The sequence below is a fragment of the Heyndrickxia acidicola genome, from assembly GCF_001636425.1.
In the GTDB taxonomy this organism is placed as follows: domain Bacteria; phylum Bacillota; class Bacilli; order Bacillales; family Bacillaceae_C; genus Bacillus_AE; species Bacillus_AE acidicola.
Genome location: NZ_KV440953.1, coordinates 1,093,948 through 1,119,689, shown reverse-complemented (window position 1 = coordinate 1,119,689; position 25,742 = coordinate 1,093,948). Strand labels below are relative to the sequence as shown.

The 25,742-nt window shown below is 37.6% G+C and carries 24 protein-coding genes and 1 pseudogene; 20 read left to right on the top strand and 5 right to left on the bottom strand.

Translation table 11 applies throughout. From position 1 onward, the window contains the following. Nucleotides 1–78 precede the first annotated feature (78 nt). From A5N88_RS05265 to A5N88_RS05240, 6 genes are all read left to right on the top strand, one after another. Complete coding sequence (locus tag A5N88_RS05265; protein ID WP_066263904.1) at nt 79–2,115, top strand: Na+/H+ antiporter; 2,037 nt, start codon at nt 79–81, stop codon at nt 2,113–2,115. Nucleotides 2,116–2,269: 154 nt separating this feature from the next. Then, complete coding sequence (locus tag A5N88_RS05260) at nt 2,270–2,710, top strand: PH domain-containing protein (RefSeq protein WP_066263902.1); 441 nt, start codon at nt 2,270–2,272, stop codon at nt 2,708–2,710. 558 nt (nt 2,711–3,268) lie between these two features. Further along, on the top strand, nt 3,269–3,649 hold the full coding sequence (locus A5N88_RS05255) for a VOC family protein (protein WP_066263900.1): 381 nt from the start codon (nt 3,269–3,271) through the stop codon (nt 3,647–3,649). A 165-nt stretch (nt 3,650–3,814) separates the two neighbouring features. Next, entirely contained in the window at nt 3,815–4,255 is a 441-nt protein-coding gene (locus A5N88_RS05250) for a GyrI-like domain-containing protein (RefSeq protein ID WP_066263893.1), read from the top strand. 513 nt (nt 4,256–4,768) lie between these two features. Continuing rightward, a complete protein-coding gene (helD, locus tag A5N88_RS05245) occupies nt 4,769–7,042 on the top strand; it encodes an RNA polymerase recycling motor HelD (RefSeq protein ID WP_066263891.1) in 2,274 nt (757 codons plus the stop codon). Between the two features lie 320 nt (nt 7,043–7,362). After that, nucleotides 7,363–8,226, top strand: coding sequence for an aminoglycoside 6-adenylyltransferase (locus A5N88_RS05240; protein WP_066263888.1), 864 nt, complete (start codon nt 7,363–7,365; stop codon nt 8,224–8,226). Nucleotides 8,227–8,301: 75 nt separating this feature from the next. On the opposite strand, the gene A5N88_RS05235 is transcribed toward A5N88_RS05240, so the two are convergent. Both A5N88_RS05235 and A5N88_RS05230 read right to left on the bottom strand, forming a co-directional pair. Further along, nucleotides 8,302–8,991 carry a response regulator gene (locus A5N88_RS05235; RefSeq protein ID WP_066263885.1) on the bottom strand — a complete coding sequence of 230 codons (690 nt, stop codon included), beginning with the start codon at nt 8,989–8,991 and terminating at the stop codon, nt 8,302–8,304. Nucleotides 8,992–8,994: 3 nt separating this feature from the next. Beyond that, nucleotides 8,995–10,590 carry an ATP-binding protein gene (locus A5N88_RS05230; RefSeq protein ID WP_198160176.1) on the bottom strand — a complete coding sequence of 532 codons (1,596 nt, stop codon included), beginning with the start codon at nt 10,588–10,590 and terminating at the stop codon, nt 8,995–8,997. Nucleotides 10,591–10,838: 248 nt separating this feature from the next. Between A5N88_RS05230 and A5N88_RS05225 the strand changes: the two genes are divergently transcribed. The 6 genes from A5N88_RS05225 to A5N88_RS05205 all read left to right on the top strand — a co-directional run bounded on the left by A5N88_RS05225 (nt 10,839) and on the right by A5N88_RS05205 (nt 15,439). Continuing rightward, nucleotides 10,839–11,687 carry an ABC transporter ATP-binding protein gene (locus tag A5N88_RS05225; protein WP_198160175.1) on the top strand — a complete coding sequence of 283 codons (849 nt, stop codon included), beginning with the start codon at nt 10,839–10,841 and terminating at the stop codon, nt 11,685–11,687. Next, nucleotides 11,662–12,501, top strand: coding sequence for an ABC transporter permease (locus tag A5N88_RS05220; RefSeq protein ID WP_066263882.1), 840 nt, complete (start codon nt 11,662–11,664; stop codon nt 12,499–12,501). Before A5N88_RS05225 ends, A5N88_RS05220 begins: the two co-directional genes overlap by 26 nt. Nucleotides 12,502–12,525: 24 nt before the next feature. Next, a complete protein-coding gene (locus A5N88_RS05215; protein WP_066263881.1) occupies nt 12,526–13,587 on the top strand; it encodes an ABC transporter substrate-binding protein in 1,062 nt (353 codons plus the stop codon). A gap of 289 nt (nt 13,588–13,876) precedes the next feature. Beyond that, on the top strand, nt 13,877–14,077 hold the full coding sequence (locus A5N88_RS26500) for an isochorismatase family protein (protein WP_412733832.1): 201 nt from the start codon (nt 13,877–13,879) through the stop codon (nt 14,075–14,077). After that, entirely contained in the window at nt 14,047–14,412 is a 366-nt protein-coding gene (locus A5N88_RS05210; protein WP_412733834.1) for a cysteine hydrolase family protein, read from the top strand. The genes A5N88_RS26500 and A5N88_RS05210 overlap by 31 nt, the downstream gene beginning before the upstream one ends. A gap of 370 nt (nt 14,413–14,782) precedes the next feature. After that, nucleotides 14,783–15,439, top strand: a complete 657-nt coding sequence (locus tag A5N88_RS05205; RefSeq protein ID WP_066263880.1) for a hypothetical protein — start codon at nt 14,783–14,785, stop codon at nt 15,437–15,439. A gap of 75 nt (nt 15,440–15,514) precedes the next feature. Here the strand turns inward: A5N88_RS05205 and A5N88_RS05200 are convergent, their stop codons facing one another. Both A5N88_RS05200 and A5N88_RS05195 read right to left on the bottom strand, forming a co-directional pair. Continuing rightward, the gene (locus tag A5N88_RS05200; RefSeq protein WP_066263878.1) at nt 15,515–15,997 is read right to left on the bottom strand and encodes a CBO0543 family protein; all 483 of its coding nucleotides are present in this window, start codon (nt 15,995–15,997) and stop codon (nt 15,515–15,517) included. Nucleotides 15,998–16,362: 365 nt separating this feature from the next. Further along, on the bottom strand, nt 16,363–16,737 hold the full coding sequence (locus tag A5N88_RS05195; protein WP_066263875.1) for a winged helix-turn-helix transcriptional regulator: 375 nt from the start codon (nt 16,735–16,737) through the stop codon (nt 16,363–16,365). A 190-nt stretch (nt 16,738–16,927) separates the two neighbouring features. On the opposite strand from A5N88_RS05195, the gene A5N88_RS05190 reads away from it, so the two are divergent. The 6 genes and pseudogenes from A5N88_RS05190 to A5N88_RS25755 all read left to right on the top strand — a co-directional run. Continuing rightward, nucleotides 16,928–18,130: an MFS transporter gene (locus A5N88_RS05190; RefSeq protein ID WP_066263871.1), complete on the top strand. Its 1,203-nt coding sequence runs from the start codon at nt 16,928–16,930 to the stop codon at nt 18,128–18,130. A 114-nt stretch (nt 18,131–18,244) separates the two neighbouring features. Continuing rightward, nucleotides 18,245–19,084 (top strand): aldo/keto reductase, encoded by an 840-nt coding sequence (locus A5N88_RS05185; protein WP_066263868.1) that lies wholly within the window; start codon nt 18,245–18,247, stop codon nt 19,082–19,084. Nucleotides 19,085–19,405: 321 nt separating this feature from the next. After that, nucleotides 19,406–19,951, top strand: a complete 546-nt coding sequence (locus A5N88_RS05180; protein WP_066263861.1) for a P-loop NTPase family protein — start codon at nt 19,406–19,408, stop codon at nt 19,949–19,951. Nucleotides 19,952–20,235: 284 nt separating this feature from the next. After that, nucleotides 20,236–20,595, top strand: coding sequence for a YrdB family protein (locus A5N88_RS05175; protein ID WP_083953035.1), 360 nt, complete (start codon nt 20,236–20,238; stop codon nt 20,593–20,595). A 291-nt stretch (nt 20,596–20,886) separates the two neighbouring features. Then, nucleotides 20,887–21,198: an immunity protein CdiI family protein gene (locus A5N88_RS05170; protein ID WP_066263858.1), complete on the top strand. Its 312-nt coding sequence runs from the start codon at nt 20,887–20,889 to the stop codon at nt 21,196–21,198. Between the two features lie 90 nt (nt 21,199–21,288). After that, nucleotides 21,289–21,511, top strand: a pseudogene (locus A5N88_RS25755) (nucleosidase); the annotation flags it as partial. Between the two features lie 648 nt (nt 21,512–22,159). Here the strand turns inward: A5N88_RS25755 and murA are convergent. Beyond that, nucleotides 22,160–23,455, bottom strand: coding sequence for a UDP-N-acetylglucosamine 1-carboxyvinyltransferase (murA, locus tag A5N88_RS05165; protein WP_066263856.1), 1,296 nt, complete (start codon nt 23,453–23,455; stop codon nt 22,160–22,162). Between the two features lie 436 nt (nt 23,456–23,891). On the opposite strand from murA, the gene A5N88_RS05160 reads away from it, so the two are divergent. Then, the gene (locus A5N88_RS05160; RefSeq protein WP_066263854.1) at nt 23,892–24,893 is read left to right on the top strand and encodes a methylated-DNA--[protein]-cysteine S-methyltransferase; all 1,002 of its coding nucleotides are present in this window, start codon (nt 23,892–23,894) and stop codon (nt 24,891–24,893) included. A gap of 53 nt (nt 24,894–24,946) precedes the next feature. Beyond that, complete coding sequence (locus A5N88_RS05155) at nt 24,947–25,504, top strand: bifunctional transcriptional activator/DNA repair enzyme AdaA (RefSeq protein ID WP_066263851.1); 558 nt, start codon at nt 24,947–24,949, stop codon at nt 25,502–25,504. Nucleotides 25,505–25,742 lie beyond the last annotated feature (238 nt).

Sequence of the window (25,742 nt, the reverse complement as noted above, 5' to 3'; positions counted from 1 at the left end):
TATGTAAACTAAATAGAGGGATGACAGTCAGACTGATGCCAACCTGTCTATAATATAGAAAGAAAGAGAGCGTAACATATGGACATATTTATCCCCGTGCTTATCCTTTTATCCCTTATTGGATTATCGAACGTAATCAATCATTTTATGCCGTATATTCCTGCACCTATCGTACAAATTGCTCTCGGAGTGATGCTGGCGGCGGTTCCAATAGGCATACATATTCCAATGCAGCCTGAGCTGTTTTTCGTAGTATTTATAGCGCCGCTTTTGTTTAATGACGGAAGGAATGTCTCAAGGGGGGCTTTATGGAAACTCAAGGCACCGATATTGCTTCTGGCCCTTGGACTTGTCTTTGTCACAGTATTTGCTGTTGGTTTCATTATTCATTGGCTGGTTCCGTCTATTCCGCTTCCTGCAGCCTTTGCTCTGGCAGCAATTCTTTCTCCAACGGATGCTGTTGCAGTTAGCGCGATATCTGATAGAGTTATTTTCCCTAAAAGCATCATGCATCTATTGGAAGGAGAAGGGTTAATGAATGATGCATCCGGACTGGTTGCATTTAAATTTGCTGTTGCGGCCACTGTTACTGGAACATTCTCACTTGTCCATGCCAGCTTAAGCTTTCTGGCTATTTCCGTTGGCGGTTTTCTTGGAGGTGCGCTTTTAGCATACATGATCATTCGCTCAAGAACGTTTATCCGGCGTCTTGGGATGGAGGATGTAACACTGCATATGCTTATTCAAATTCTGACACCCTCCATCATCTATTTGATTATTGAGCATTTGAACCTATCGGGAATATTAGCAGTTGTAGCAGCAGGAATTGTTCATTCCATTGAACGGGAACGAGAAGAATCTCCATCTATAAAATTGCGGCTGGTTTCTCAAAGTACCTGGACTGTCCTTTTATATGTCATTAATGGTTTGGTATTTGTATTGCTTGGACTGCAAATACCAGGTGTGGCAAGCGATATTTTAAAAAACCCCATATTTAATCATTTGGTGGCCATACAATACACCTTGTTCGTCACCATCAGCTTATTGGTGCTTCGTTTCCTATGGGTTTATTTATTCTGGAATTTAGGCTGGCGATTTAAATTGAAGGAAATTGGGAAACCGTCCTTTCGCCAGATCAGTATCACTGCTTTTTCCGGGGTAAGAGGAGCTGTTACACTGGCAGGAGCCTTTAGTATTCCGTTTTCACTTGCAAACGGGCATCCTTTCCCGGAAAGACCACTCATTATTTTCATAGCAGCAGGCGTGATATTGCTTTCCCTTTCTGCAGCAAGTATTTTTCTGCCAATTCTTGCTAAAGCGGAAGAGGAGAAGGATATTAACAAATTGGATGAGATGGAGAAGAAAGCTTATATCCACACACAAAAAGCGGCTATTTTGGCAACCAGGGAAGAATTGAATGAAGAAAACAAAGAGGCGGCTCTGGCAATTATTGATATCTATCATCAAAACCTAAATCAAATAAAAATGGAGGAAGCAAAAGAAGACTCCAAAAAATTAAAAAAGATAGAAATTGACCTGCGCCTTAAAGCGTTAGAAGCAGAGTCCAGCTTTCTTTCTTCTTTATTAAAAAAGGGACAAATAGACCGTGATACGGCTTATTTATATGAGGAACATGTACGTAGAATGGAAATAGCTGTTACAAACCGTGTCAAATATAAAAGAATAATTTTGTGGCTTGTAATAAAAAGAGCTGTATTTCGCTTGTTGAGAAATTTAACTGTTACGAAGAAAATACAGCAGGAGGAACTCGCTAATAAATTTAAGCGGCAGCTGCCAATAAAGATGGAAATGGCAGAAGCTGCGATCAGGGAGCTGAAAAAAGGGATCACTCCAGAAAATAAAAGCATTACCTATTTGGTCATCGGAGATTATAACAAGCTGATATTAAAATTTAAACAAAAGAAAAATGCGGAAGCTTTTAATCAATTGGCGATGTATGAAAGAGAGCTCCAATTCAAAGCATTTCAGGCTGAACGTGATGCTATTCAGCAATTATACGAAAAAGGCAAGATATCCTTGGAAATCACACGTAAGATTCGGCAGCAAATTAATATAAGAGAAGCCTTTTGGGAAGAGAATCACTTGCCTGGATAAATGTTTAATAAGCAGGTGCTTTTTGTTTTGACTTTAGTACAGCAACGCACAAAAGGGGTCTGACCCCTTTTGTGCGTTAATTCAGTAAAGTGTTGATATTTCTTATTTGAATTCAGAAAATTCGGGTATATACTTAAGGGAAGGGGGGAGTGAGATGGTTTTTCGATCGAAAATCGATTCTTTTTTCATTATCATTATGGCAATAAGCGTTAGCTTACTTGGCGCAGCCCTGTTTATCCCTTTTTTCATGGATCAATATAAAACACTCATCGACGGCGTCATTGTGGCTTGTTTATTCCTCTTTGCTTCAGGCATTATTCTTTGGTCGGCATTTTTTATTAAGTACGAGCTTCGTGAACAGTATTTGTTTGTAAGGGGAGGCCCATTTAAAGGCAGAATACCGTATAAAGATATTGAGAAAGTTCATTCTACAAGAGAGATCTTTGCGGGCTACCGTTTACTTTCTGCCAGGGAAGGCTTGGAGGTATTTTACAAAACAGCCGGCTTGGGAAGTGTAAAAATTTCTCCAAAAGAGCAAGAGCGTTTTCTTTTAGAATTAGAGAAGAGATGCCCGAAGATCAATATCCAGCTATAAAAGCTCATTCCAAGCTTTCGCATGCAGAATCATGATGCTTTTCTATAACTTTACTATTTTTGGGGGCTCCTTTTAAAAAGGCAGTCTTTTTTTGTGTCTTTTCTTAAGGCTGTATACGCAAAAATGGTAGATTACCGTACAAAGGTTTTACCTGCCTTCCTGACATCCTCTCAGATGCTATTCACAAATTTTCATAAAGAGACTGCAGCTATAATCCATTTTGTGCAAAAAAAGCAATTCAACGAAACTTTTTTATAAATAAGTCATTAAACTATATTAATTCCTTATATTGTCATGCTTGTTTTTTTGTTAATATGTCATACAAAAACTATGTTCCAAATTTTCAATAGTAAATTAAATCTTTTTAGCAGCTAGCAACATAAAACACCATTTAACCAGCCAATCGTAACTATGAGGGACGAAATTTTTCCGCAAGTAATGTTTAAATTAAATGCGGTTTATTTTTGGTTCATGCACTACTAAAACTTGTACGTCTCTCAATAATCTATCTATAATAAATATAAAAAAAGATTCCTATATAGGCAGGGGATAATAATTATGAACATAAACCGACTTGATCACCTTGTACTGACTGTAAAAAATCTATCGGCAACCAGCAGTTTCTACAAACAAGTCCTTGGAATGGAAGAGATCACGTTTGGTAATGGAAGGAAAGCACTTAAATTTGGTGAACAAAAAATTAATTTGCACGAGTTAGGAAACGAGTTTGAACCCAAAGCATCCATGCCGAAAGCAGGTTCTGCGGACCTTTGTTTTATTACGGAGAATGAAATTGAAGATGTCATAAGGCATATGCTTGAATGCAGTATCCCTATTATTGAAGGTCCTGTAAAACGGACAGGGGCCTTAGGAAGTATCTCTTCAATCTACATTAGAGACCCTGATGGAAATCTGATAGAACTATCTAATTATGTATAAAATTCATTAACAAAGGGAGTCCTGAGTGAATTAGGACTCCCTAGATATCATGATATTGCCTTTAACTTATGTTAGAGCAGGATATTTTATAAGAATCAAAGGTAAAGTAGGAAATAGCGGGTTGCCTTCATCGGAATCATGATACATTCAAAGGGGGGAAGCTGTGTGGAAATAATAAAGCTTGAGCCATTTTGTATAGTTGGCATGAAGGTAGTATGTGATTGGAGAGGCTTATCCGTTGAAATGCCGAAAGCCTGGGAGGAAATACGGAATAGAGTAATGGAAATTGAAAACCTTGAATCTAACGAGTTTTATGATATATGCCTCCGAGTGCAAGGTGAAGAGTTTACCCAATTGGTCGGATGCCGGGTTTTCGAAATCAACGATGTTCCGCCTGGAATGACAGGCGTTTTAATACCTGCAGCATCCTACGCCTATTTTCACCATTTAAGACCGGAAAATGAGATAGCTGATTCATTCGGAAAGCTTCATGGCTGGGTTAAAGAACAAGGATATACAGTTGACCCGACTGATTTTAAAATCCAGAAGTCTTCTCACCCTCAGGAAGATGGTCATCATTTATATCTAAGAATCCAAAATATATAATTGTATTGTTTTTTTGCTGTTTGCATATTGCTTAAATCTGTTTGGGTATACTTATAGCGTATCTCAATAGGTTCTTTAATTCAAAATGAATGGAGTTCCAATGAGCGCCGAGGTGATCCTATCATACAGTAGGATGAAAAAAATAAAATGTAAGTTTCTTAAGCAAATAGTGGACGATAATGAGCTGGAAATGTGAAAGGACCAGTGAGGAATAAGATTTCACTATAATCAAGCCGTCATTTACGGCTTTTTTTGTGCATGTGAAGGTAGATGTTAAGCTCAATTGGAGAGTAAGTATACGGATAATGGAGACGGATAAGTATTCTTAATTAAGAACGTAGGAGCGGTAGTGAAATATCCGTTGAAAAATAGAAGGATACATGATAAATTTATATAGATAAACAGTTTAATTTTATAATTAGTTATAATTATCCCTATTTTAATTATACATCACAGTTTATCAATTAGTCAACTCCCGTATGTATATTTATTTTTAAAAAAGGAGTGTTTGCTGTGAATACAGAATTTTGTCATGAGCAAAAACGTGTTGACAGAGTAGTAGAGACGATTACAGAGCAAATCATCAACTTAGAAGAGGAAACTTCCCGGCGCAGGAATGAAGTGGTGAATATCCGTAAACACTTTTGGGATGAAGTGAAGGTGAATATTGATACTTTTGATGATTTTCTTGAAACCATCATCGGCTTAAGGCAAGAAGCCCAAGCACTGTCCGTAAGCCAGAGTACACATAAACATGCAGCTAAGAGATTGTCCACACTCCGCCGTATGCAAAAGGTTCCTTACTTCGGTCGAATCGATTTCGTTGAAGAAGGAATGTCAACACCGGAACAAGTCTATATTGGAATCTCTACGCTTACGGATAAAAGTGGCGAGCATTTCCTTATTTACGACTGGAGGGCGCCAATTTCAAGTGTATACTACGATTACCAGCCTGGCCCAGCTAATTATGCAACTCCCGGAGGTGAAATAAAAGGCATATTGGAGAAAAAGTGGCAGTATCTTATCCGAAGTGGCGATCTCCAATCGATGTTCGATACGAGTCTCACCATTGGTGATGAGATTTTACAACAGGTTCTAGGAAAAGGCACTGACAAATATATGCATAATATAGTAGCTACCATTCAGCAGGAGCAAAACCGGATTATCCGTCAAGACCGAGGCAGGCTGCTTATCGTACATGGTGCTGCTGGCAGCGGCAAGACTTCGGCTGCCTTGCAGAGAATTGCTTATTTGCTGTACAAATATCGAGACAGCATGAATACTGATCAAATTATTCTTTTTTCGCCTAATTCAATATTTAACAGCTACGTGTCTAATGTGCTGCCGGAGCTTGGAGAAGAGAACATGCAGCAGGTCACATTTCAGGAATATTTAGACCATCGACTGAGTAAGGAATTTCAAGTTGAAAATCCCTATGAGCAATTAGAATATATTTTAACGACAAAAGATACTCCTTCTTATAAGTTAAGGGTTGAGGGCATCCAATTTAAGGCATCACTCCGTTTTTTTGAAGCAATCAACTCATACAGGCAGTCATTAGAAGGAGCCGGTATGATATTTAAAAGTATTGTCTTTAGAGGCAGGTCACTTGTATCCGCTCAACAAATATCAGAAAGGTTTTATAGCAGCGACTCCTCACAGCAATTTTTTAGCAGGCTTGAAAAATTGAAGGATTGGTTATTAATTAAAATTAATGAAGCTGAAAAGTTTGAATGGACTAAGCCATGGGTGGAAGAGGAAATTGAGCTGCTTAGCAATGAGGATTATCATACCGCTTATTCCAATTTAGCTGAAAAACATGGCTTTAAAGGAGAAGAGATTGCAGATTACGAGATTGAGCCGGAAGCACTTGCTCGATGGATTGTTCATCAGAAGTTGAAGCCATTGCGCCACAGAATTCGATCCTTTCGTTTCGTCAATATGAAGGGAATATACAGGCAGCTTTTTGCAGATCCACTGAATATTGAGAAGTTGATGGAAGAAGTACCCCCCTCAGAGTGGGAGAATATCTGCCGTTCGACAGTGGAAATGCTGGATGAAGGCAAACTTTTTAATGAAGACGCCACTCCATTTTTACTTTTAAAAGAGCTGGTTCTAGGCTTTCGGACGAATCGCTCCATTAAACACATCATCGTCGATGAAGCACAGGATTATTCACCGTTTCAATTTGAGTTTTTGAAGCGTTTATTTCCATCTGCAAGGATGACGGTGCTCGGTGACTTTAATCAGGCTATATTTTCGCACGCCCAAGAAATGATTGATTTTCAGAGTCTAACAGGTTTATATGGACCGGATGAAACAGAAAAGATTAATATGACAAGAAGCTACCGATCTACAAAAACGATCATCGAATTTACACGCAGACTGATCCCTGGTGGCGAGCGTATAATTGCTTTTGAACGTGAGGGAGAAAAACCGGTCCTTACCCAATTAACAGATTACAGCAAGCTGCATCATTGTATTGCCTCTAAAGTAGAAGAGTTGGAAAAGCGAGAATTAAATAATATTGCCATAATATGCAAATCTGCTGAGGAAAGCTTAAGTGCGTATGAAGCCCTGTCTGGTATTGATAACATTAAGCTCCTAAAGAGTGGGTCAATTCAATACGAACAAGGAGTTGTTGTCATACCAGCGTATTTGGCCAAAGGCATTGAATTCGACGCCGTCATAATTTATAACGCATCTGCGCAAGTATACTGCGATGAGAGCCAGCTCCGATTGTTTTACACTGCCTGCACCAGAGCTTTTAATACGATCAACCGATAAAAATTGAAGGGAATCCTCACCTGTATACACAAAATAATTATTTAATAAGATTTTCTGTAATTAAAAATGATTGGCAGATACATTTGTTTCTAATTAATATATGTATAAATTGATAGGTTTTCTTTAAACTAAGAATGGAATTAAGTTCACAGTAATCATTTGAAAAAAGTCGATTTCTTATTCGAAAAATTGCTTTTTTATTTGTCTTTCAGGAAATCACGGGTATGCACTAACTGACAGTTATAAAGAGGGAAACTAGTACTAAATAACGAAATACTTTATGAAAAAGCGATACAGGCATTTGAGGAGGTTAATAAAAGATGGCACCATTAACATATGAGAGAATAATTGAAAAGTTTCTCTTCCTTTGTAAAGAAGATGAAAATGTACTTGCGGTAATTATAGTAGGCTCTCAAGCAAGAACCGAAATGCCGGCAGATAATTGGTCAGATTTAGACCTTGTTGTTTTTGCGGAAAATCCAATGTCGTTGCTTGCAGAGGAAAAGTGGCTTCACAAATTAGGAAATCCTTATATCACTTTTCTTGAAAATACTGCTGTTGGGGGAGGGAAAGAGAGGAGAGTACTTTTTGAAGAAGGGTTAGATGTAGATTTTGCTGTGTTCCCTCCTTCTGCATTATCTATGCTGGAACAGGAAAGCGAAGTTTTAACTGTTTTTTCAAAGGGTGTAAAAGTTTTATTAGATAAAGACAACTTTATTAAGCCGATGTTAGAGAAAATAAAGGATAGACATGCACCGTTTTATCGTATAGAAACTAAAGAGATTAAAAATAGTATTCATGATTTTTGGTACCATGCAGTATTAGCAGCGAAAAAACTCCGCCGCGGCGAGCTGTTAGATGGAAAATCCATCTGCGACGCCTATATGAAAAATCTACTTGTCTCTTTAATTAAGACACTAACAAAGCTTGAGAAAGGTGAAAGTTTTAATACATGGCATGGGTACCGTTTTTTTGAAAGATGGACAGACCCAAGCATTCTGCAATCATTTCGCACGTTGTATGCTCACTATGATGAAAAAGACACATGGAATGCTTTGAAAAATACCATACAGCTGTTTAGACATGTTGCTATAAAAGTCTGTGAAAAAGCAGAAATGGAATATCCTCATAAAGCAGATGAATTTGCCTGTAAGCTTGTAGAGGCCCATTATCAGGAAAGTTAAAGCTAAGATAGAAAAAATTGGTCCCATCACACAGGAAAAAACCTAATTTGTTGGGGAAAACCCTAAATAGCTATTCTAACGTACGATTCGATATAATCTTAGCGGACGTCCCACTGTACCATACTTCTGTTCTTCCGTTAGTTCTCTTTCTTCAACCATATACGAAAGATATGTTCTGGTTGTTGATAGACTAACTCCGGCCAATTTTGCAATTTGATCAGCACTGAGCGGATCGGGCGAGCTTTTCATGCATTTTTTTATTTTCGCTAAGGTTCTCATGTCGATCCCTTTCTGATTGATTGGATTAAAAGCCGATTCAAAAATGCGAAGCTTTTTTAAATCATCTACCTTCTCTTGATCCAGCTGGCTGGATGCAGTCAGACGTGACTTGAATTTTGCATATTTTGTGAGGTTGTTTTGAAGCTGCTCCAAGTCAAAAGGTTTAATTAAAAAATCAATTACACCGAAACGGAAGCTCTCCTCTACAATTTCTAATTCTTTGGCTGCCGTTATTAAAATAACGTCACATCGCCTATTTTGCATCCGAATGGTTTTTAACAAGTCAATACCTGACTGGTCAGGAAGGTAAACATCTAATAGAAGCAAATCAGGCTGAACACGATCCATGATTTCGATCGCTTCGTCATAGCTATGTGCAATGCCAGCTAATTGGTATCCTTTTTGGGATGAAATAAACTTACCGTGAAGCTTAGCTATCATAAAATCATCATCAACAACTAACACTTTTAACACCTGTTTTGGCATCTTTTATCCCTCCGTCTTAGGTAAACTTACCTGTAAAGCAGCTCCATTTGGAGAAGAAATCATATAAATATTCCCCTGCAGTCTGGAGACGAGCCTTGAAACTAATGCTAATCCAAAGCCTCGCCCTTCTCCTTTAGTTGTTTTTCCATCTTCAAACAGCTGGTCACCCAATTTTGGATCTATTCCAGGTCCCGTGTCACTCACTTCGATATAAAGCTGTCCATCATCATCTTTTATATGAACGGTGATCGTTGGGGGAGAAAGAGCTTCATAATCCATCGTTTTAATAGCCTCAATCGCATTTTCAATCGCATTCCCCAATATTGTTAAAACTGTTTCCCTGTGGGGGCACTGTTCTTTTATACATGATTCGGCTGTTATAGATAGCTGAATGCCAATTTCTTTTGCACGGTGCATCTTCCCAATCAGAACACCAACGATGGCTGGGTCGCGAACTTTGGCAAGGAAAAAGTCCAGTATCTTTTGCTGTTCATTATGTACATTCTCAATCAGCTCTTTAACAAGATCGTATTCCTTCATTTGAATAAGGCCAGAGATGAGATGAAGCTTGTTCATAAACTCATGGCGCTGACTCCGCAAAGTATCAACATACTGGCCGATATCGGCTAAGCGCTGATTTAATTGGTCAAGATGCAATTTATCCCGAAAGCTTGCAACGGCACCGATAACCAAGCCATTTAGTTTTACTGGAATTCTATTTACAACTACTAATGAGCTGCCTATTATCATCGGCTGGTCATAATGAGATATTCCTTCATCAATGACTTCCTTGAGGCGGGAGTTCGGCAGAATAGATGTAACCGCTTTCCCTAATGGTTCTCCCAGCTCATTTGGCAGCAGGTTTTTTGCTTCCCGGTTAAATGTTGTAATGGTACCATTCGTATCAACAGCGATAATCCCTTCTCGTATGGATTCAAGAATGGCTGCCTGTTGTTGGGTAAGAAAGGCAATCTCATGGGGCTCTAAATTGAAAATTTGCTTTTTAATATGACCAGAGAGTAAAAATGCCCCGATGAGTCCGACAATTAATGCAATCGAACCAATTCCGATAATCTCCAGGATTAAGTAAGTTAATTTTTTCCAAATATCCTGAACTAGATAACCAACGGAAACGATACCGATTTGATGATGTAGTGTGTCAAACACCGGATATTTGCCGCGTATTGATAAACCAAGTGTCCCTGTTGCTTGAGTAATGCTTCCTTTTCCGTTTAAAACGATTTTATCATCATCGCCAACCATATGTTTGCCAATTTCCGATGGGTCCGGATGGCTATATCTGACTAATTTCATGTTTGAAACGACAATGAATTGTGCTCCCGTTTTCTTTCTTATGTTTTCGGCAATTGGCTCAATGATGGAAGAGGGGTTAGGCTTTTTATAGGCTTGGACAATTTCTGGTAAGTCCGCAACTGTTTTCGCCACTGCCAACGCATTCGCTCCTGTTTCATCATATTCCCTATGTACCATGATGATTGATAACGTGAAGATAAAAAGAATAAGGACAAATAACAAATTTAACAAGATTAGGGCATTTATTTTCGTACGAAGCTTCATAGGGATTTTTTTACCCTTCAACCTTAAACACATCCTTGTCAGCATTAAAATATATTGTGATAATTTTCAGAAAAATAATAACATCTCTATTTTAAAATAAAAATCGAGAAATCGTCTATATTAAAATATTTTTTTCAATGTTGTGAAAATCGTTTTAACTGGTTTTATTGTTTTTATTAAACATATTGTGTAAATATTTTCACAAGGTTATGAATTTTCTATAATGAAAAATGTAAACGTTATCAAATGTGGGAATGGGGGGGAATAAAGTGGGTGCAGCGGAAAAGAAGGTGTATCATGCCAAGACTCAATTAATTCCGGCAAGTATGGAATTGAAAGGGGTTACAAAGGAATTTATTAAGCCGTCTGGTGAAGTCCATACCGTATTGCGGAATATTGATTTAAAAATTTCAAAAGGAGAATTTGTCTCCATTGTTGGCCCCACAGGCTGTGGGAAATCCACAACTTTAAGCTTGATTGCAGGCTTTGAGCCGCCTTCACAGGGGGAGGTCCTTATTTCAGGGGAAAAGTTAGAGGGAATCAACCCTCGAGCAGCCTGTGTGTTCCAAACGGAAAATGCTTTTCCGTGGAAGACCGTCATCGATAATGTTTCCTTAGGTTTACGATTACGTGGAACGAACAAAGGTGAGGCTTATAAGGAAGCTCGTAAATGGATTGCCCGTGTTGGGCTTACAGGCTTTGAAAGCCATTATCCCTCCCAACTTTCCGGGGGGATGAGAAAACGGGTCGCACTGGCCCAAAGCTTAATTGTCCAGCCTGAAATTCTTCTTATGGATGAATCGTTCTCGGCCCTTGATGTACACACAAGACATCTGATGGAAAATGAATTGTTGCGCATCTGGGAGGAAACCTCTGCATCCGTCTTTTTTATCACTCACGATTTAGAAGAAGCGATTGCCTTAAGCGACAGGGTTATTGTGTTAACGGCTGGGCCCGGAGCAACGATTAAAGGGGATTACCAAATTGATTTGCCGAGGCCGCGAAATGTAGCCGAAATCAGTTTTGATCCTGCATTTATGAAAATTCACAAACAAATTTGGGAAGATTTGAAGGACGAGGTGATGATCAGCTATGAAAACGCTAGAAGTCTCAAGTGATGTAGTAGAACGGCGAGCCCGGTTGAGAAAAGAAAAATACAAAATTCGTTTTCGCAATTTGAGTTTGCAGCTCGGTCTGTTTATTGTATTGATGGGCTCTTGGGAGTATTTTTCTGACAAGAAAATAATTGATCCTTTCTTTTTCTCGAGCCCAATTGCGATTGTCCAGCACATTTGGTCATGGGCCTTGAATGGGACAACAGCAGGCCCGCTTTGGTTACAATTTTGGGTAACCTTTGAAGAAACAGTCCTTTCTTTTCTTCTTGGGGGTGTTTTAGGCATTATCTTTGGATATGCGCTCGGGGTAAACGAAATTCTTTCCGTTATTTTAGGACCTTATATTAAAATGATTAACGCAATTCCACGCGTAGTCCTTGTTCCAATCTTCATACTTTGGTTTGGACTTGGAATGTCATCTAAAGTTGCTTCCGGGCTTGTTCTTACTTTCTTTATCGTTTTCTTTAATGCGTTCCAGGGGGTCAGGGAAGTGGATCAAAACCTGGTTAACAATGCTCGCCTTCTTGGGGCTTCTAAATTTCAGCTTGCAAAGCATGTGATTATTCCTTCTGCACTTACGTGGATTCTATCAAGTCTTCATTCCAGCTTTGGCTTTGCTTTAATTGGAGCGGTTGTCGGTGAATTTGTTGGAGCTACACAGGGTCTTGGTTATCTCATTGCCCAATCGAAAGGAGCGTTCGATACAACAGGCGTTTTTGCCGGAATGCTAATCCTATCGATTACTGCGCTCATAGCTGACTGGGGAGTTTCGAAACTTGAAAAACGTTTTATCGCTTGGCGTTATATTCGAAAATAAATATTACTATTAGGGGGAGTAGAAATGAAAAAAACGACTATAAAAAAAATGTCAGCAAGTGTTTCGGGCGTAGCCGTAGCGGCAATGCTTCTTGCTGGATGCTCTTCAAACTCGACTGTTTCCAGTTCATCAAGCTCATCAGGTGCATCTGGATCAGGTTCTTCTTCCAAAGTCTCCATCATGGTAGGGGGATTAGAAAAAATTATTTACCTCCCGTATATGCTGGCAGACAAGCTTGGTTATTACAAAGATCAAGGCTTAACAGTAACCCTTGTTGAAGAAAGTGCAGGCCAGGACGCAGAATTAGCTCTTTTAGCAGGGCAAGTTGATGGCGCAGGCGGTTTTTATGACCATACACTGGATCTCGCAACAAAAGGGAAACAAGTGGAAGACGTTGTGACGATGGCGGATGTTCCAGGAGAAACATTGATGGTGTCCAATCGGTTGAAAAATAAAGTAAAAACGCTTGCTGACTTAAAGGGTCTAAAAATTGGCGTAACTGATCTCGGCTCCTCAACTAATATGCTTGCCACATATAACGTTGTAAAAGGCGGAGCAAAAGAAAACGAATATAAACCGGTGCCAGTCGGTGCTGGAGATACATTGATAGCTGCAATGAAAAATGGTCAGATCGATGCTGCTGTTACAAGCGAACCAACTGCATCTATGCTGGTAAATGATCATTTAGCCTATTCCTTTGTTGATATGAACCATCAGGCTGCAGCGTTTAAGGCGCTTGGAGGAGGTTATGCGGCTACCAGTCTTTATATGACAACGTCTTATGTAAATTCGCATAAAGCTATTGTACAAAAGCTTGCGAATGCCTATGTAAAAACGCTGAAATGGATGAGCACCCATACTCCTGAAGAAATTGCTGATATGATGCCAACAGAATACTACGCTGGCAACAAAAATCTCTATATACAAGCGTTGAAAGGCCAGCTTCCAATGTTTACGAAGGATGGAGTCATGCCAACCGGGGTTCCAGAAAATGTACAAAAGATACTTTCTTCTTTTAAACCAGAAGTAAAAAGTGTTGATTTAAGCAAGACCTACACTAACGAATTTGTTGATAAAGCGAAATAGTGCGTATCAAGACCGGGTGCCGCTTACTGTAGCCCCGGTTTTATTATGAGCGATGATTAGCCAGCTGAATAGCAGGATTCTACTGTTACCATATCGTGCATTTGATTAATATATCATCCTCTAAAAAGTCCAGCTTACGATTACCAGTTATGACCTGTGCTGTTGAAGACTAATGTTACAGTATCTGGCGTATTTTAGAGAATCCGCCACTTTTTTTTCGGTGAAAATGAAGGGAAACACGAAGATAAAAGAGAATTACTCTTAATGATTAAGAAAGCAGGTGTAAGGTATGAAGGCCCTCTTGGTAATTGATGCTCAAAATGGTATCGTGAATTTTGGAGATTTTCAAGAAGAAATAGCAAAGATTGAAAGAGTAATTAAGGATTTTAAGCATCAGGGTTCTCCTGTTATCTTTGTTAAACATTTAGATGACAATGAAGAAAGCCAGCTTTATGAAAAATCAGTTGGCGCAGACATCCACAGCAGTTAAGTTTAAAAGAGTATGCAGACCATATTATTGAAAAACGAACGCCAAGCTCCTTTTTTCAAACCGAACTTGCTGATCTGTTGTCGGAACTGGGCATACAGCATCTATTTATCACTGGATTTGAGACAGAATTTTTTTGTATGTTTACATCAATTTCAGCTTTTGACAGAGGGTATAACGTAACCTTTATAAAAGACGCAACGGGAACGATGAATACAGAGGATACTTATAAAATGAAGGGGCTCAAGATTCGTGATTTTGTAGGGACAGTTTTACATTGGTCAAGTGTCATGGAAGTACTGGATTATGAAGAGTATAAAGGAAGATATTCATTTTAAACTAGTATGGCCATCTCTTTGATTGAAGGACGTGTTAGCTGGCTTTTTCTCAATAAGTAAAATGAGGATGTTTGGAAATGGAGCTTATATTTGTTCGGCATGCACAGGGGGAACGCACAATAAATCCTCCAGATGATCGATCCTTCTCTTACTGAAAAGGGACAGGATTAAGCAAGGCAACGGATAGAAACATCCCCTGTACATAAGAATGATATTTTCATCATCAGTCCGTAGACACGTACAATTCAAACAGTGCTATTCTGGACAGGAATTCAGTAATGCCCAAAAAATGTCCATCCGTTGGTGGTACCGCGGATGTTTTCTTTACTTCCAGCAAGTGGCTGTGACCAATCACTGAGAGGAGGAAAGAATGGTTAATTTTTTAAAAATATGGGTTCTTACTATATCCCGCTTACTTAAGATGGATGAAATACCCTTAACTCAAGATGCGATAGTTGAGTTTGATCGGTTGTATCAAAAATTGATTGAATCAGGGGAAAGTACTTTATCTTCCCATAGTAGCAGCTACCCAATATATATGTTTTTGAATTACATTATTGAAAAAAAAGCTGTCTTAATTCATGGCTCGAATCATCCAGAGATTACAAGCTTTGAGCCAAGAGAAAGTGCCCTTTTCTCAGGTAAGCCGATTAAAGCAGTCTTCGCATCATCTGATGGTATATGGTCCTTGTTTTTTGCTGTTGTCAATCGAAATGCTGTTCATTCTTTAAGGAATTTATGTATAAGTATACCTGCCAGAAAAGGTGTAAAACGTTATTATTATTTTTCAATTGATCAGGGTTCTAATCATGATGTTTGGACAAAAGGAACGATTTATGTACTGCCTAAAAAACTCTTTAAACAAGGCGGGATAAAGAATGAATGGGTCTGTGAGCAAGAAGTGAAGCCTCTGGCAAAAATAAAGGTCATTCCAAAAGATTTTCCTTTTTTAAAGAAAGTCAGCAGGCACAAAGAAACGGATTCAATGATAAAGACAATGGCAAATGCTTTTTTTGTAAAAAAATAACTCTATACATGCTGTTATGTCCATAAAGATACCAATGACGTAGTAGAGAACAATGAAGTTCAATTCCTATGCTCATTATAGGTATCTTCTGTTTTTTGCTATCAACCGTACCATTCCTGTAAGCAATCTAACAATCAAAAATGAAAAAGATAGCGCAACGAATGAGTAAAATCCATTCCATTTCCTGCTGTACTTTACTAAGTCCGTGTTTTTTTCCAGCAAGCTTTCTGTAAATGCCATGGGACCGCTAAAAAGAATGACACTAAAAAAAATTTTGATTGGCTTCATTCGATATGTGAATTGATTAAAAATGACGCATGTCAATGGAAATAAAATATAAAGAAATACAATGTTTGAATCAAAGAAATTAGGAAAATAACGATGTGGGTATTTTACTAATTTTTTCCTTATTATTGGCTCGTCTAACAAGGTAGACACTAATGTTTTAAAGAGATAAACGAGAAACCAGTCTTTTATGTCTCCCTTTCTCCGAAATAAAAATCCCCATCCTAAAATACCTAGTAATGTAATGACGTTTAAAATTTTTCTATCCTTCATCTCCTCACTCCTTCATTTATAATATGTTCTTTTAAGAAAATATTATGAGATCTTGGAAGCCCTCTTTCTTTATCAGCAAGAAGCTTATTTGGAGCTAAATCTCTCGAAAAAATGGAAATGTAACTAATTATCGGGAGTCTGTGCTTTGGAAACGGATATAAAAAGCAATATTTCAAACAGCAGGATGTTAATTGGTAAACTGCAGCTTTTTTCTATTCTAAAGAAACAAATCTAAGATTCGAAATTCTTTTGAGAAGTGTTGCTTTACCTTCTCAACTATAGTAATTTCATCCATCTAGAAATAAAACAGCACCTCAATTGTAAGATTCATCTTACAATTTAAGGTGCTTCTTTACTTTCTTCTTTTATGATTTTAGCTTATCGTTCAGTACGCTCTCTTCTAATACTGAAAATTTGTCTCCATAAACTTTTGTTATGTGCTTTTCCCCCCAGGCACATAAAGAGTTTAAAATACTTTCCAGCGATTTTCCGTATTCACTTAGCTCATACTCCACTTTAGGGGGAATCTGGTTGTACACGATACGATTAATGACTCCGTCTTCTTCAAGCTCCCGCAGCTGCTGCGTCAGCATTTTCTGTGTAATATTTGGCATGAGCCGTTTAAGCTCACTTGTTCTTTTTTTTCCATGAGTTAGGTGGCAAAGAATAACACACTTCCATTTACCGCCAATTACTTCTAATGTTGCTTCAACAGATATGTTGTATTTCTTTTTTTGCATAGAAAGACCTCCTTTATAGGAACTAAAAAGTGCCTATATAACTTTTTGGTGCCTTCATTACTTTTAAGTGCGTACTTTTCTAATTGGTTGATATACTACATAATAACATTTGCAGGCCGATAAAACTAGCAATTTATAAATAGCATTTCTTTTAAAAAAGTTATTACACAAATTAAGGAGGTTTTACTAAATGGTTTTAGATAAAAAAAGAAGTACCTTTGCTTTGCTGGCACTAGCCGTTAGTGCTTTTGCCATCGGTACAACTGAATTTATCAGTGTGGGGCTGCTGCCTCTTATATCTAATGATTTACACATTCCGGTCACAACTGCCGGTCTGACGGTTTCGTTGTACGCTCTAGGCGTTATGTTTGGAGCACCTATATTGACTTCTTTAACATCCACAATGAATAGAAAAACGCTGCTTTTGTGGATTATGATTGTTTTTATAATAGGTAATACGATTGCATTATCCGCTTCATCGATTGAAGTTCTCTTAATCGGCCGTGTTATTTCAGCTTTTTCACATGGTGTATTTATGTCTATCGGTTCAACCATCGCTGCTGACCTTGTACCAGAAAACCGCCGTGCGAGTGCCATTTCAATTATGTTCACCGGGCTTACAGTAGCAACCGTAACAGGCGTTCCATTTGGAACATTTATTGGCCAGCAATTTGGCTGGAGACTTGCCTTTTTAGTGATCATAATTGTCGGGGTGATTGCGCTGATTGCAAACAGTTTCCTTGTGCCATCCGATCTTAGAAAAGGGACAAAGACATCATTTCAAGATCAATTTAAATTAATTAAAAATGGCAGACTGCTTCTTGTATTTATTATCACCGCGCTAGGTTATGGAGGTACATTTGTTGTCTTTACGTATTTATCTCCATTACTCCAGCATGTAACAGGCTTTGCCCCTGGTTTAGTCGCAGTGATTCTGCTCGTTTACGGTGTAGCGATTGCCCTAGGAAATATGATTGGAGGGAAACTGTCTAATCGAAATCCTATAGGTTCGTTGTTTTATATGTTTATTATCCAAGCCATCATTCTATTGATTTTATTCTTCACAGCTCCATTTAAAATAGCCGGTTTAATTACCATCCTTTTAATGGGATTAATGGCATTTATGAATGTGCCAGGACTTCAGGTGTACGTTGTCATGCTTGCACAAAGATATGTACCTGGAGCAGTTGATGTAGCTTCTGCAGTAAATATTGCTGCGTTTAATGCCGGAATAGCCATTGGCGCATATGTTGGTGGCCTTATTACAAATTCAATCGGACTTATTCATACACCATGGGTAGGAGCGGTGATGGTGGGCGGTGCCGTAATCCTGACAGGCATCAGCCGCTCGTTGGAAAGAAAAGACCAAATGGTTACACAAATTCAAAATTAAATCAGCTTGACCTTGATGAAGGTTTCACTCTCTGGTAATTAGGAAATCGACATGCGCTCCGATTACTTGATTCAAAATTAGATAATAAATTTTAAGTTAGCGGAGGTAAAGAAGATGAAAAGTTTACAGGATACTGCAGTACTGAATAATGGTGCGAAGATGCCATGGATGGGGCTTGGGGTCTTCCAAGTGAAAGAAGGAAAGGAATTAGTAGATGCTGTAAGAACAGCTATTGTTAAAGGCTATCGCAGTATTGATACGGCCGCTATTTATGAAAATGAAGAGAGTGTTGGGAAGGGCATAAAAGAAGGTTTGAAAGCAGTTGGTCTTAAAAGAGACGATTTGTTTATCACTTCTAAAGTATGGAATTCTGATCTTGGTTATGAAGAAACGCTTGCTGCGTATGAAACAAGCTTAAAAAAGCTTGATTTAGAGTATTTAGACCTGTATTTAATTCATTGGCCGGTAGAAGGAAAATACAAAGAGGCCTGGAAAGCTCTCGAAACCCTATATAAACAAGGAAAAGTAAAGGCGATCGGCGTTAGTAATTTCCAGATTCATCATTTAGAGGAATTAATGAAGAATGCTGAAATAGTTCCGGTCGTGAACCAAGTTGAATTCCATCCGCGCTTAATACAAAAAGACCTGCGTGAATATTGTCAGGAACATAACATCCAGTTGGAAGCATGGTCTCCGCTAATGCAAGGAAAGCTTTTGGATAATAAAGTGCTGAAGGAAATTGCGGCTCATCACCAAAAATCAGTAGCTCAAATTATCATTAGATGGGATCTTCAGCATCAGGTAATTACCATTCCTAAATCAACAAAACCAGAAAGAATTGCTGAAAATGCTGCTGTGTTTGACTTTTCATTATCAAAAGAAGAAATGAAAAGAATAGATGAGTTAAACGAAAATACACGAATTGGTCCAGATCCTGATCATTTTGATTTTTAATTAATTCCAGATATCCGCCTTGTGGGAACACTTGGCGGATTTTTTCATTTTTGGAAGTGCGGAGTTTTGCCAAATATATTAGAATTAGCCAAAAAAGGAATTTAAAATAACCGTTGAGAATGTCATCAAGACACCAAAATAAATTTAAAAGACACTATATAATTTTGTAAGAGTGCCTTTTAGAATTCAAGTAATAATTGGCATAAGTAAAACAGGAATAAGTATTCTTATGTAGAACTTAAGATATTGGAAGCATTGTTTTACTTTTATTTTTGAAAACTTTTATCTAAAGCTTTTCGAACTAAAAAAGAAGGTGAATGTGTGAAACGAATTATGGTAATTGGGATTTCACCAGGTGTAGGTAAGTCAACCTTTGCACGAAATTTAGGGAAATCTTTAAAAATTCCTGTTTATCATTTAGATTCTTTATATTGGAAGCCAGGGTGGGTAGAAACCTCATTAGAGGAATTTTCAAAAGCACAACAGGAAATTGTAGGGCAAGCATTATGGATTATAGAAGGGAATTACAATAATACTTTTCACATACGTGCAGAACAGGCGGATACATTGATATATTTAGAACTTCCGCTCCATGTTTGCCTGTTTCGGGTTGTAAAGAGATGGATTATGAATATAGGTAAGACACGGCCAGATATGAGGGAGGGCTGTAAAGAAAAATTAGATTGGGGCTTCATTAAGTTTATTTATACTACTTACTATTCAAGAAAGAAAAAAATGAATGAGCGATTTCAGTCTTTTCAAGCTCTAGATTCTAAAAAGAAAATCATTGCTTTAAGGAGTAAACAAGAAATTCATTCTTATTTAGAGGTATTAAAAAGCTCTGATTTACTTTTATATGAGGAATAAGAGTTAAAAACAACTGGTGAAGTTGGCAGTCTATTCATCTTGTACAAAGTGAAATGGATAAATTCTGCTATTTTTAATACCCAAAAACCTAATTAATACTTTTAGTGGTTTATAAAATGAGGACATATTAAAAGAAAATCTCATGCCCAGTACTGCTGAGGCATCACTACAGGTTTTGAGATTTTTACCATTTATCCAAGGAACTGAATAAATGTGGGCTATACCGAATATATCTCAGTACAGTGTTTGTGAAAAAATGGTATCTTCAGCAGGGGGTTCACTTGATGATGATCGGAATAAAATACTCCAGTCTGGCATTAGCCTTTCTCTTGGAGCTATGCGTGCTGGGAGCGATTTGTTACTGGGGGTTCAAAACTGAAAGCGGACTGTTAATAAAAATTATATTTGGCATTGGAGGTCCATTCCTTGCTGTCGTTCTATGGGGAATGTTTGGGGCGCCGAAATCGTCGAGGCAGTTAAATGGCTGGTTACGTTTTGTTTTTGAATTCGTTTTTTTCGGCTCAGCAGCCTTAGCTCTCTGGGATGCAGGCCAGCCTTCTTTAGCGGTACTATTCGGAGTCCTCGTCATTGTCAACCACGTTCTGATATACTTGTTGGATGGTAAACATTCCATGTCCAATTAAATATGATTCAATCATTGATGATACAAATTAATTTTATATAACGAATGATTTTAATCGGCTGATGAATTTGATAGGGAATTCTAAGATCATCCCCTTGTCACTAGGCTCTTTTTTATGAATTAAAAGAACAGGTTAGATGAAAATTTACTTGTAAGGCCATTTTTATTTCCTATAAATTAACCTATCTATTGGAACGGAGTACAGATATAATAAATGCTATTTAAAGAAGAAAACGGTAAAATTAAAAAGGATATAAAGAATTAGTATAAATAAAGAAAAAGAGGGGTCTTCATGCGCTTTAAAAATTGTAAACATAAAAATCTAAGAGTTGAGGCTGATTTCGCCGATCCAATTTGGTGTTCTGATTGTGACACGAATTTTGAGTTAGAGGAGTTTCCTATATCAAACGAACTTGTTAAGGAATTAAGTAGTTGGGCTTTAGAGTACCCTGAAATATTTGAACTAGCAGAAAGTGAATACGAAGATATAGAAATTATTAAAGGTGAGCATAACTTTAGGGGAAAGATTTTAAAAGAGAAGTTACAACAAGAATTAATTAATACGGACATTTTATCGGTAACATTCAGATCTATTAGGCTATAAAATAAATACATAATTAAAAGTTCTATGGGATTGCAGCTTCAAGAAAAAGAAAATTAGATATAGAAAAAATGAAGTTACTAGGCAATCCTTATCCAACAAATACGATCATTAAATAAAGCAGATTTGGTTAAAACGATTATAGAAAAATACAACATTACAAATGCAACTATAGTAGAAGACTGCCTCTCGGATATAAAAGCGGCTAAAGATAAACGGTTTAGTTGCAATCGAATGTAATTTAGTAATAGAAGGTTTAATAGAAATGAAAACAATCATACCTAAGTTGATGGATTCTCAACTTACAGGTCCTTAAATTGCATATAGCTCTGCTTTTTGGCAGCTCTTTTTCTTCTTGTCCTAACGAGGCAAACTAAGAAGCTTTTTTAAAAGAATTTGGTGAATAGTAGTAGTCAATCATTTAAGGAGAGAAAGTCGTTAATTTTGGTATAGGAAAGCTTTTAGCTCTTTTATTTATTTTGTATTTACTGGAATTACTGATTTATAAAATTGTTAAAAAGATAGAATTCTCACTAAATCGAAATGTTTTAAAAAGTATATAAAAAAATTAATGATTTAGAAGAAAGAAGAAAAACGTTGATTATTAAGTACTCACTGGGACAATATGTCCTTTTTTTGTTGAACTAACTGGGAAGCGTAATAAAAGAAGTATTGTGTAGGATTCGAAGCTATACTATGAAAGAGATTTATCTAAACATTAGACTATATATGTATAGTCTATAAAGGGAAACAATTTACAACGATACCACTTCTAAATTAACAGCTTCAGATTTATTTGAAGAAACAGATAATGTAGAACGTCAAAGGGAACTAGGTTATTTTTTTTCAAAAAAAAGCACCGTTAAATACGGTGCGAATTGTTATGAAATTTACTCTGCATTTCTAGTTGTAAGTTCTTGTTTTGTGGTAGAAAACAGAAGAAGTTTTTCCAGAACTTCTTTCATTAATTAGAATAAGCATTTTGAAGTAGGGGCTCATTGGCTTCTTCCTCAGACCAAATAGGAACACCAATTTGGCTGAAGATGCCAATTGCGTCTTCATAACCGCGTTCTATGTGAGCAATATCTTTAATAGTTGTTACGCCTTCAGCCTGCATGGCAGCAAGAATCAAGGAGGTACCAGCTCTTACATCCTTCGCGTAGACTGTTTCCCCATGAAGAGGAATGCCTCCTTGGATGATTGCCTTATTGCCAACCACCTTGATGTTGGCACCCATTTTCTTTAATTCAGATACATGGGCGAAGCGTTTTGGATAAACAGTGTCTGTGACAGTGCTCTTTCCTTGTATTTTTAATAGAAGGCTGGTAAAAGGCTGCTGAAGATCTGTAGCAAGACCTGGATACATGCCAGTGATAATATCAATTCCTTTTACGTCTTTTCGGCAGGTAGCCGTAATGGAATTAGGATCAATTTCGAACTCGAAGCCCACTTCCAGAAGTTTATTCAAGCAGGAATCCAAATGTTCGGGAATTACATTTTCAAGCTTTAGCTTGCCGCCAGCAATTCCCACGGTCATTAGAAGGGAACCAGCAATGAGTCTGTCGGGAATAACCTGATATTGGCAGCCATGCAGTTCTTCTACGCCTTCAATGATTATTTTACTCGTGCCTGCACCACGGATTTTTCCGCCCATTAAATTAATCATATTGGCAACGTCAACGACTTCTGGATCTGTTGCAGCATTATGAATCGTTGTCTTACCCTTTGCAAGGCTTGCAGCCATAATCAGATTAATCGTTGCACCTGAAGTAATGGTGTCAAAGAAAATATCTGCACCTTTTAATTCTTCCGCTTCGACTGTATAGTAATCATTGAAAAAAAGGAATCTGGCTCCTAACGCTTTTAAACCTTTAATATGCTGGTCGATTGGACGTGATCCGAAGTCATCACCGCCAGGGTAGCCGACTTCAACTTTTTTAAACCTTGCCAGCAAAGAACCAACAAAGTAATAGGAAGCTCTAAAAGAAGAGGTCAGTTTATGGTTTAAAACAGTTGTATGTATTTTTGAGCTGTCAACAACCATTTCGTTTGCATCTCTATAGTCAATAGTCAGTCCAATATCTGTACCTATATTGCAAATGTTTTTTATATCTAATATATTAGGAATGCCTGTTAAAACGACAGGTTTCGTCGTTAAACAGCATGCAGCTACCAAGCCTAATGCACTGTTTTTAGCTCCTGGAATTTCTACCGTGCCGAAAACTTCTTTCGACTTTTCTATTTTAATAACTCTTGTCATTACAACCATCCTTAGTTAATTATCTTCATAATAGTAACACAGTCCTGTCGAATTGTGCAGTTTTTTTAATGTATCCATGTATATCTTATTACAGTAATTTTTTCCTTTTAAGTGAATAAGAAATGTTCCTATTTCACTGAAATCTCAATTTATCATAAAAAGGACAGAAAGTGTATCCTACATATTTACTAAGCAAAAAAATGCTCTTTTTCATTTTAATGTACCTATTAGTATTTCAATCTCCTTAATTGTGAAAAAGTTAGTACAATTATTCATGGCGTGAACAATTTAATCATGTAAGTTGGAGCAATGGCTCGATTATAAGAGCAAGAAATAGGAGGCCGGCATTTGCCGGTATTTGTTAGAATAAGCGTATGGAATGAGAATGGCCAAATAAATGCAGGATGAAATTTGTGAAATGAAAGGAGTTAATGTCATGAATCAATTGAACCGGATCTCTCTTATTTCTCCTGATGACCCCAATTATCAGAAGTTTTATAAGATGTATCTTGAAAAAAGGGTTCCTAAGGACTATTTTATCGGATTCCCATTTAAAGGCATCGTTTGTTGTCCTGGATGCCACATGCATATGACGGATGAGCAGAATGTCATTTTTTCACACAGATTGATTGATCTTATCTCTTTAGGGTACAAGGAGTGCGATGCATGCAGCCCATTGGGAAATGGCAATGAATCACAGGCAGTAAAAGGGATTATAAGAAATTATGCCAATGATATCAGGCATGATGCTTACCTAAGGGAAAGTATTTCAGCCTTGGGAGAATCCTATGCTTTAGCTGAAAAATGGTTTCAGAACCAACATCATGCGGATTTGCATCAGTATCTTAATATGAAAAGAATAAATGCCCTATTAGAGGAAGAAAACCATTTATCAACTGAAACAGACAGGATTATCCTCTATCACCGTTTTTGGACTCCAGTTGGTGCAATGATTGGTTGTTTTATTGATGGGAAGCTGTGTCTCCTTGAATTTGCAGATAGAAAAGAGCTTTCAACAGAGCTTCTGGCCATAAAATCAACAATAAAAGGCCAGTTTAAGCAGGATGACAGTATGGTAAGTGTGCAGCTATATAAAGAGCTGGGCGAGTATTTTTCTGGTACACGGAAAAAGTTCTCTATTCCTCTTGCAAGTATGGGTACTGATTTTCAACTCAAAGCCTGGGACCTTTTGCTAACCATTCCTTATGGAAAAATCAGTACTTATAAATTTCAGGCTGAATTAATGGGAAAATCCAAGGCGGTCAGAGCCGTTGGACGTGCAAATAGCACAAATCGAATTGCTATTTTAATTCCTTGCCACAGAGTGATTGGTGAAAGCGGGGAACTGACTGGATACAGTGGCGGACTGGAGAGGAAAAAGTATTTATTGGAGATGGAAGCTTCTTTTAGCGGTGAAGAATTAAGTAAGATTGAATAGAGATTTGGACGGAAAATAACCCTAAAGAAAACTGTAAAGGAAGTGATTACGGGATGAGTATTGATTTATTATTTGATGAAATGTGGGAAAAGTTTCTTGTGTGTGATGGGGAGTATGACGGAATTTTTTTTACAGCTGTTAAAACGACAAAAATATATTGCCGTCCATCCTGCCGTTCTAGAAAACCTAAAAAGAGCAACGTAGAATTTTACTTTAAAAGAATAGAAGCAGAGAAATCGGGATATCGTCCTTGTAAGAGGTGTCAGCCAGAAAAGGAGCAAACGCCTCAAATGTGTCTGATTAACAATGTTATAAGCTTTTTGTTAGAAAATTATAAACAGAATATTTTGCTCGAGGATATTTCCAAGCATGTGGGGGTGAGTTCTTTTTATTTGGAACGCCTGTTTAAGCAGCTTACTTCAGAAACACCGCGTACCTATCTGGAAAAGGTGAGAATAGATAAAGCATCACACCTTTTAAAAACAACAGATCTTCCGGTTATTGACATATGTTTTGAGTCAGGATTTCGGAGCTTGTCCAACTTTTATAAGGTGTTCAGGGGTGTAAATGAGTGTTCACCGAGTCATTATCGGAAAAAAATGAGCTGCTAACTTAAAACTTAACCTGTGGGCCTATTAGAGAAAAGAAATGATTTTAGAAAAAATTCTAATTCCCCTAATTATGATCCCCATGTCAACAGCCACACAACAATAATAAAAAGTGTCTAAAACCGTCCACTTGCAATCAAAAAGAGTTGTTGAACCGCGTTAAAACTCTCCTTTATCCGTATAACTATTCATTTTGCTTAAGAGCATGGGGTTTTCTATGCTGGAAATTTCTAATATTAGT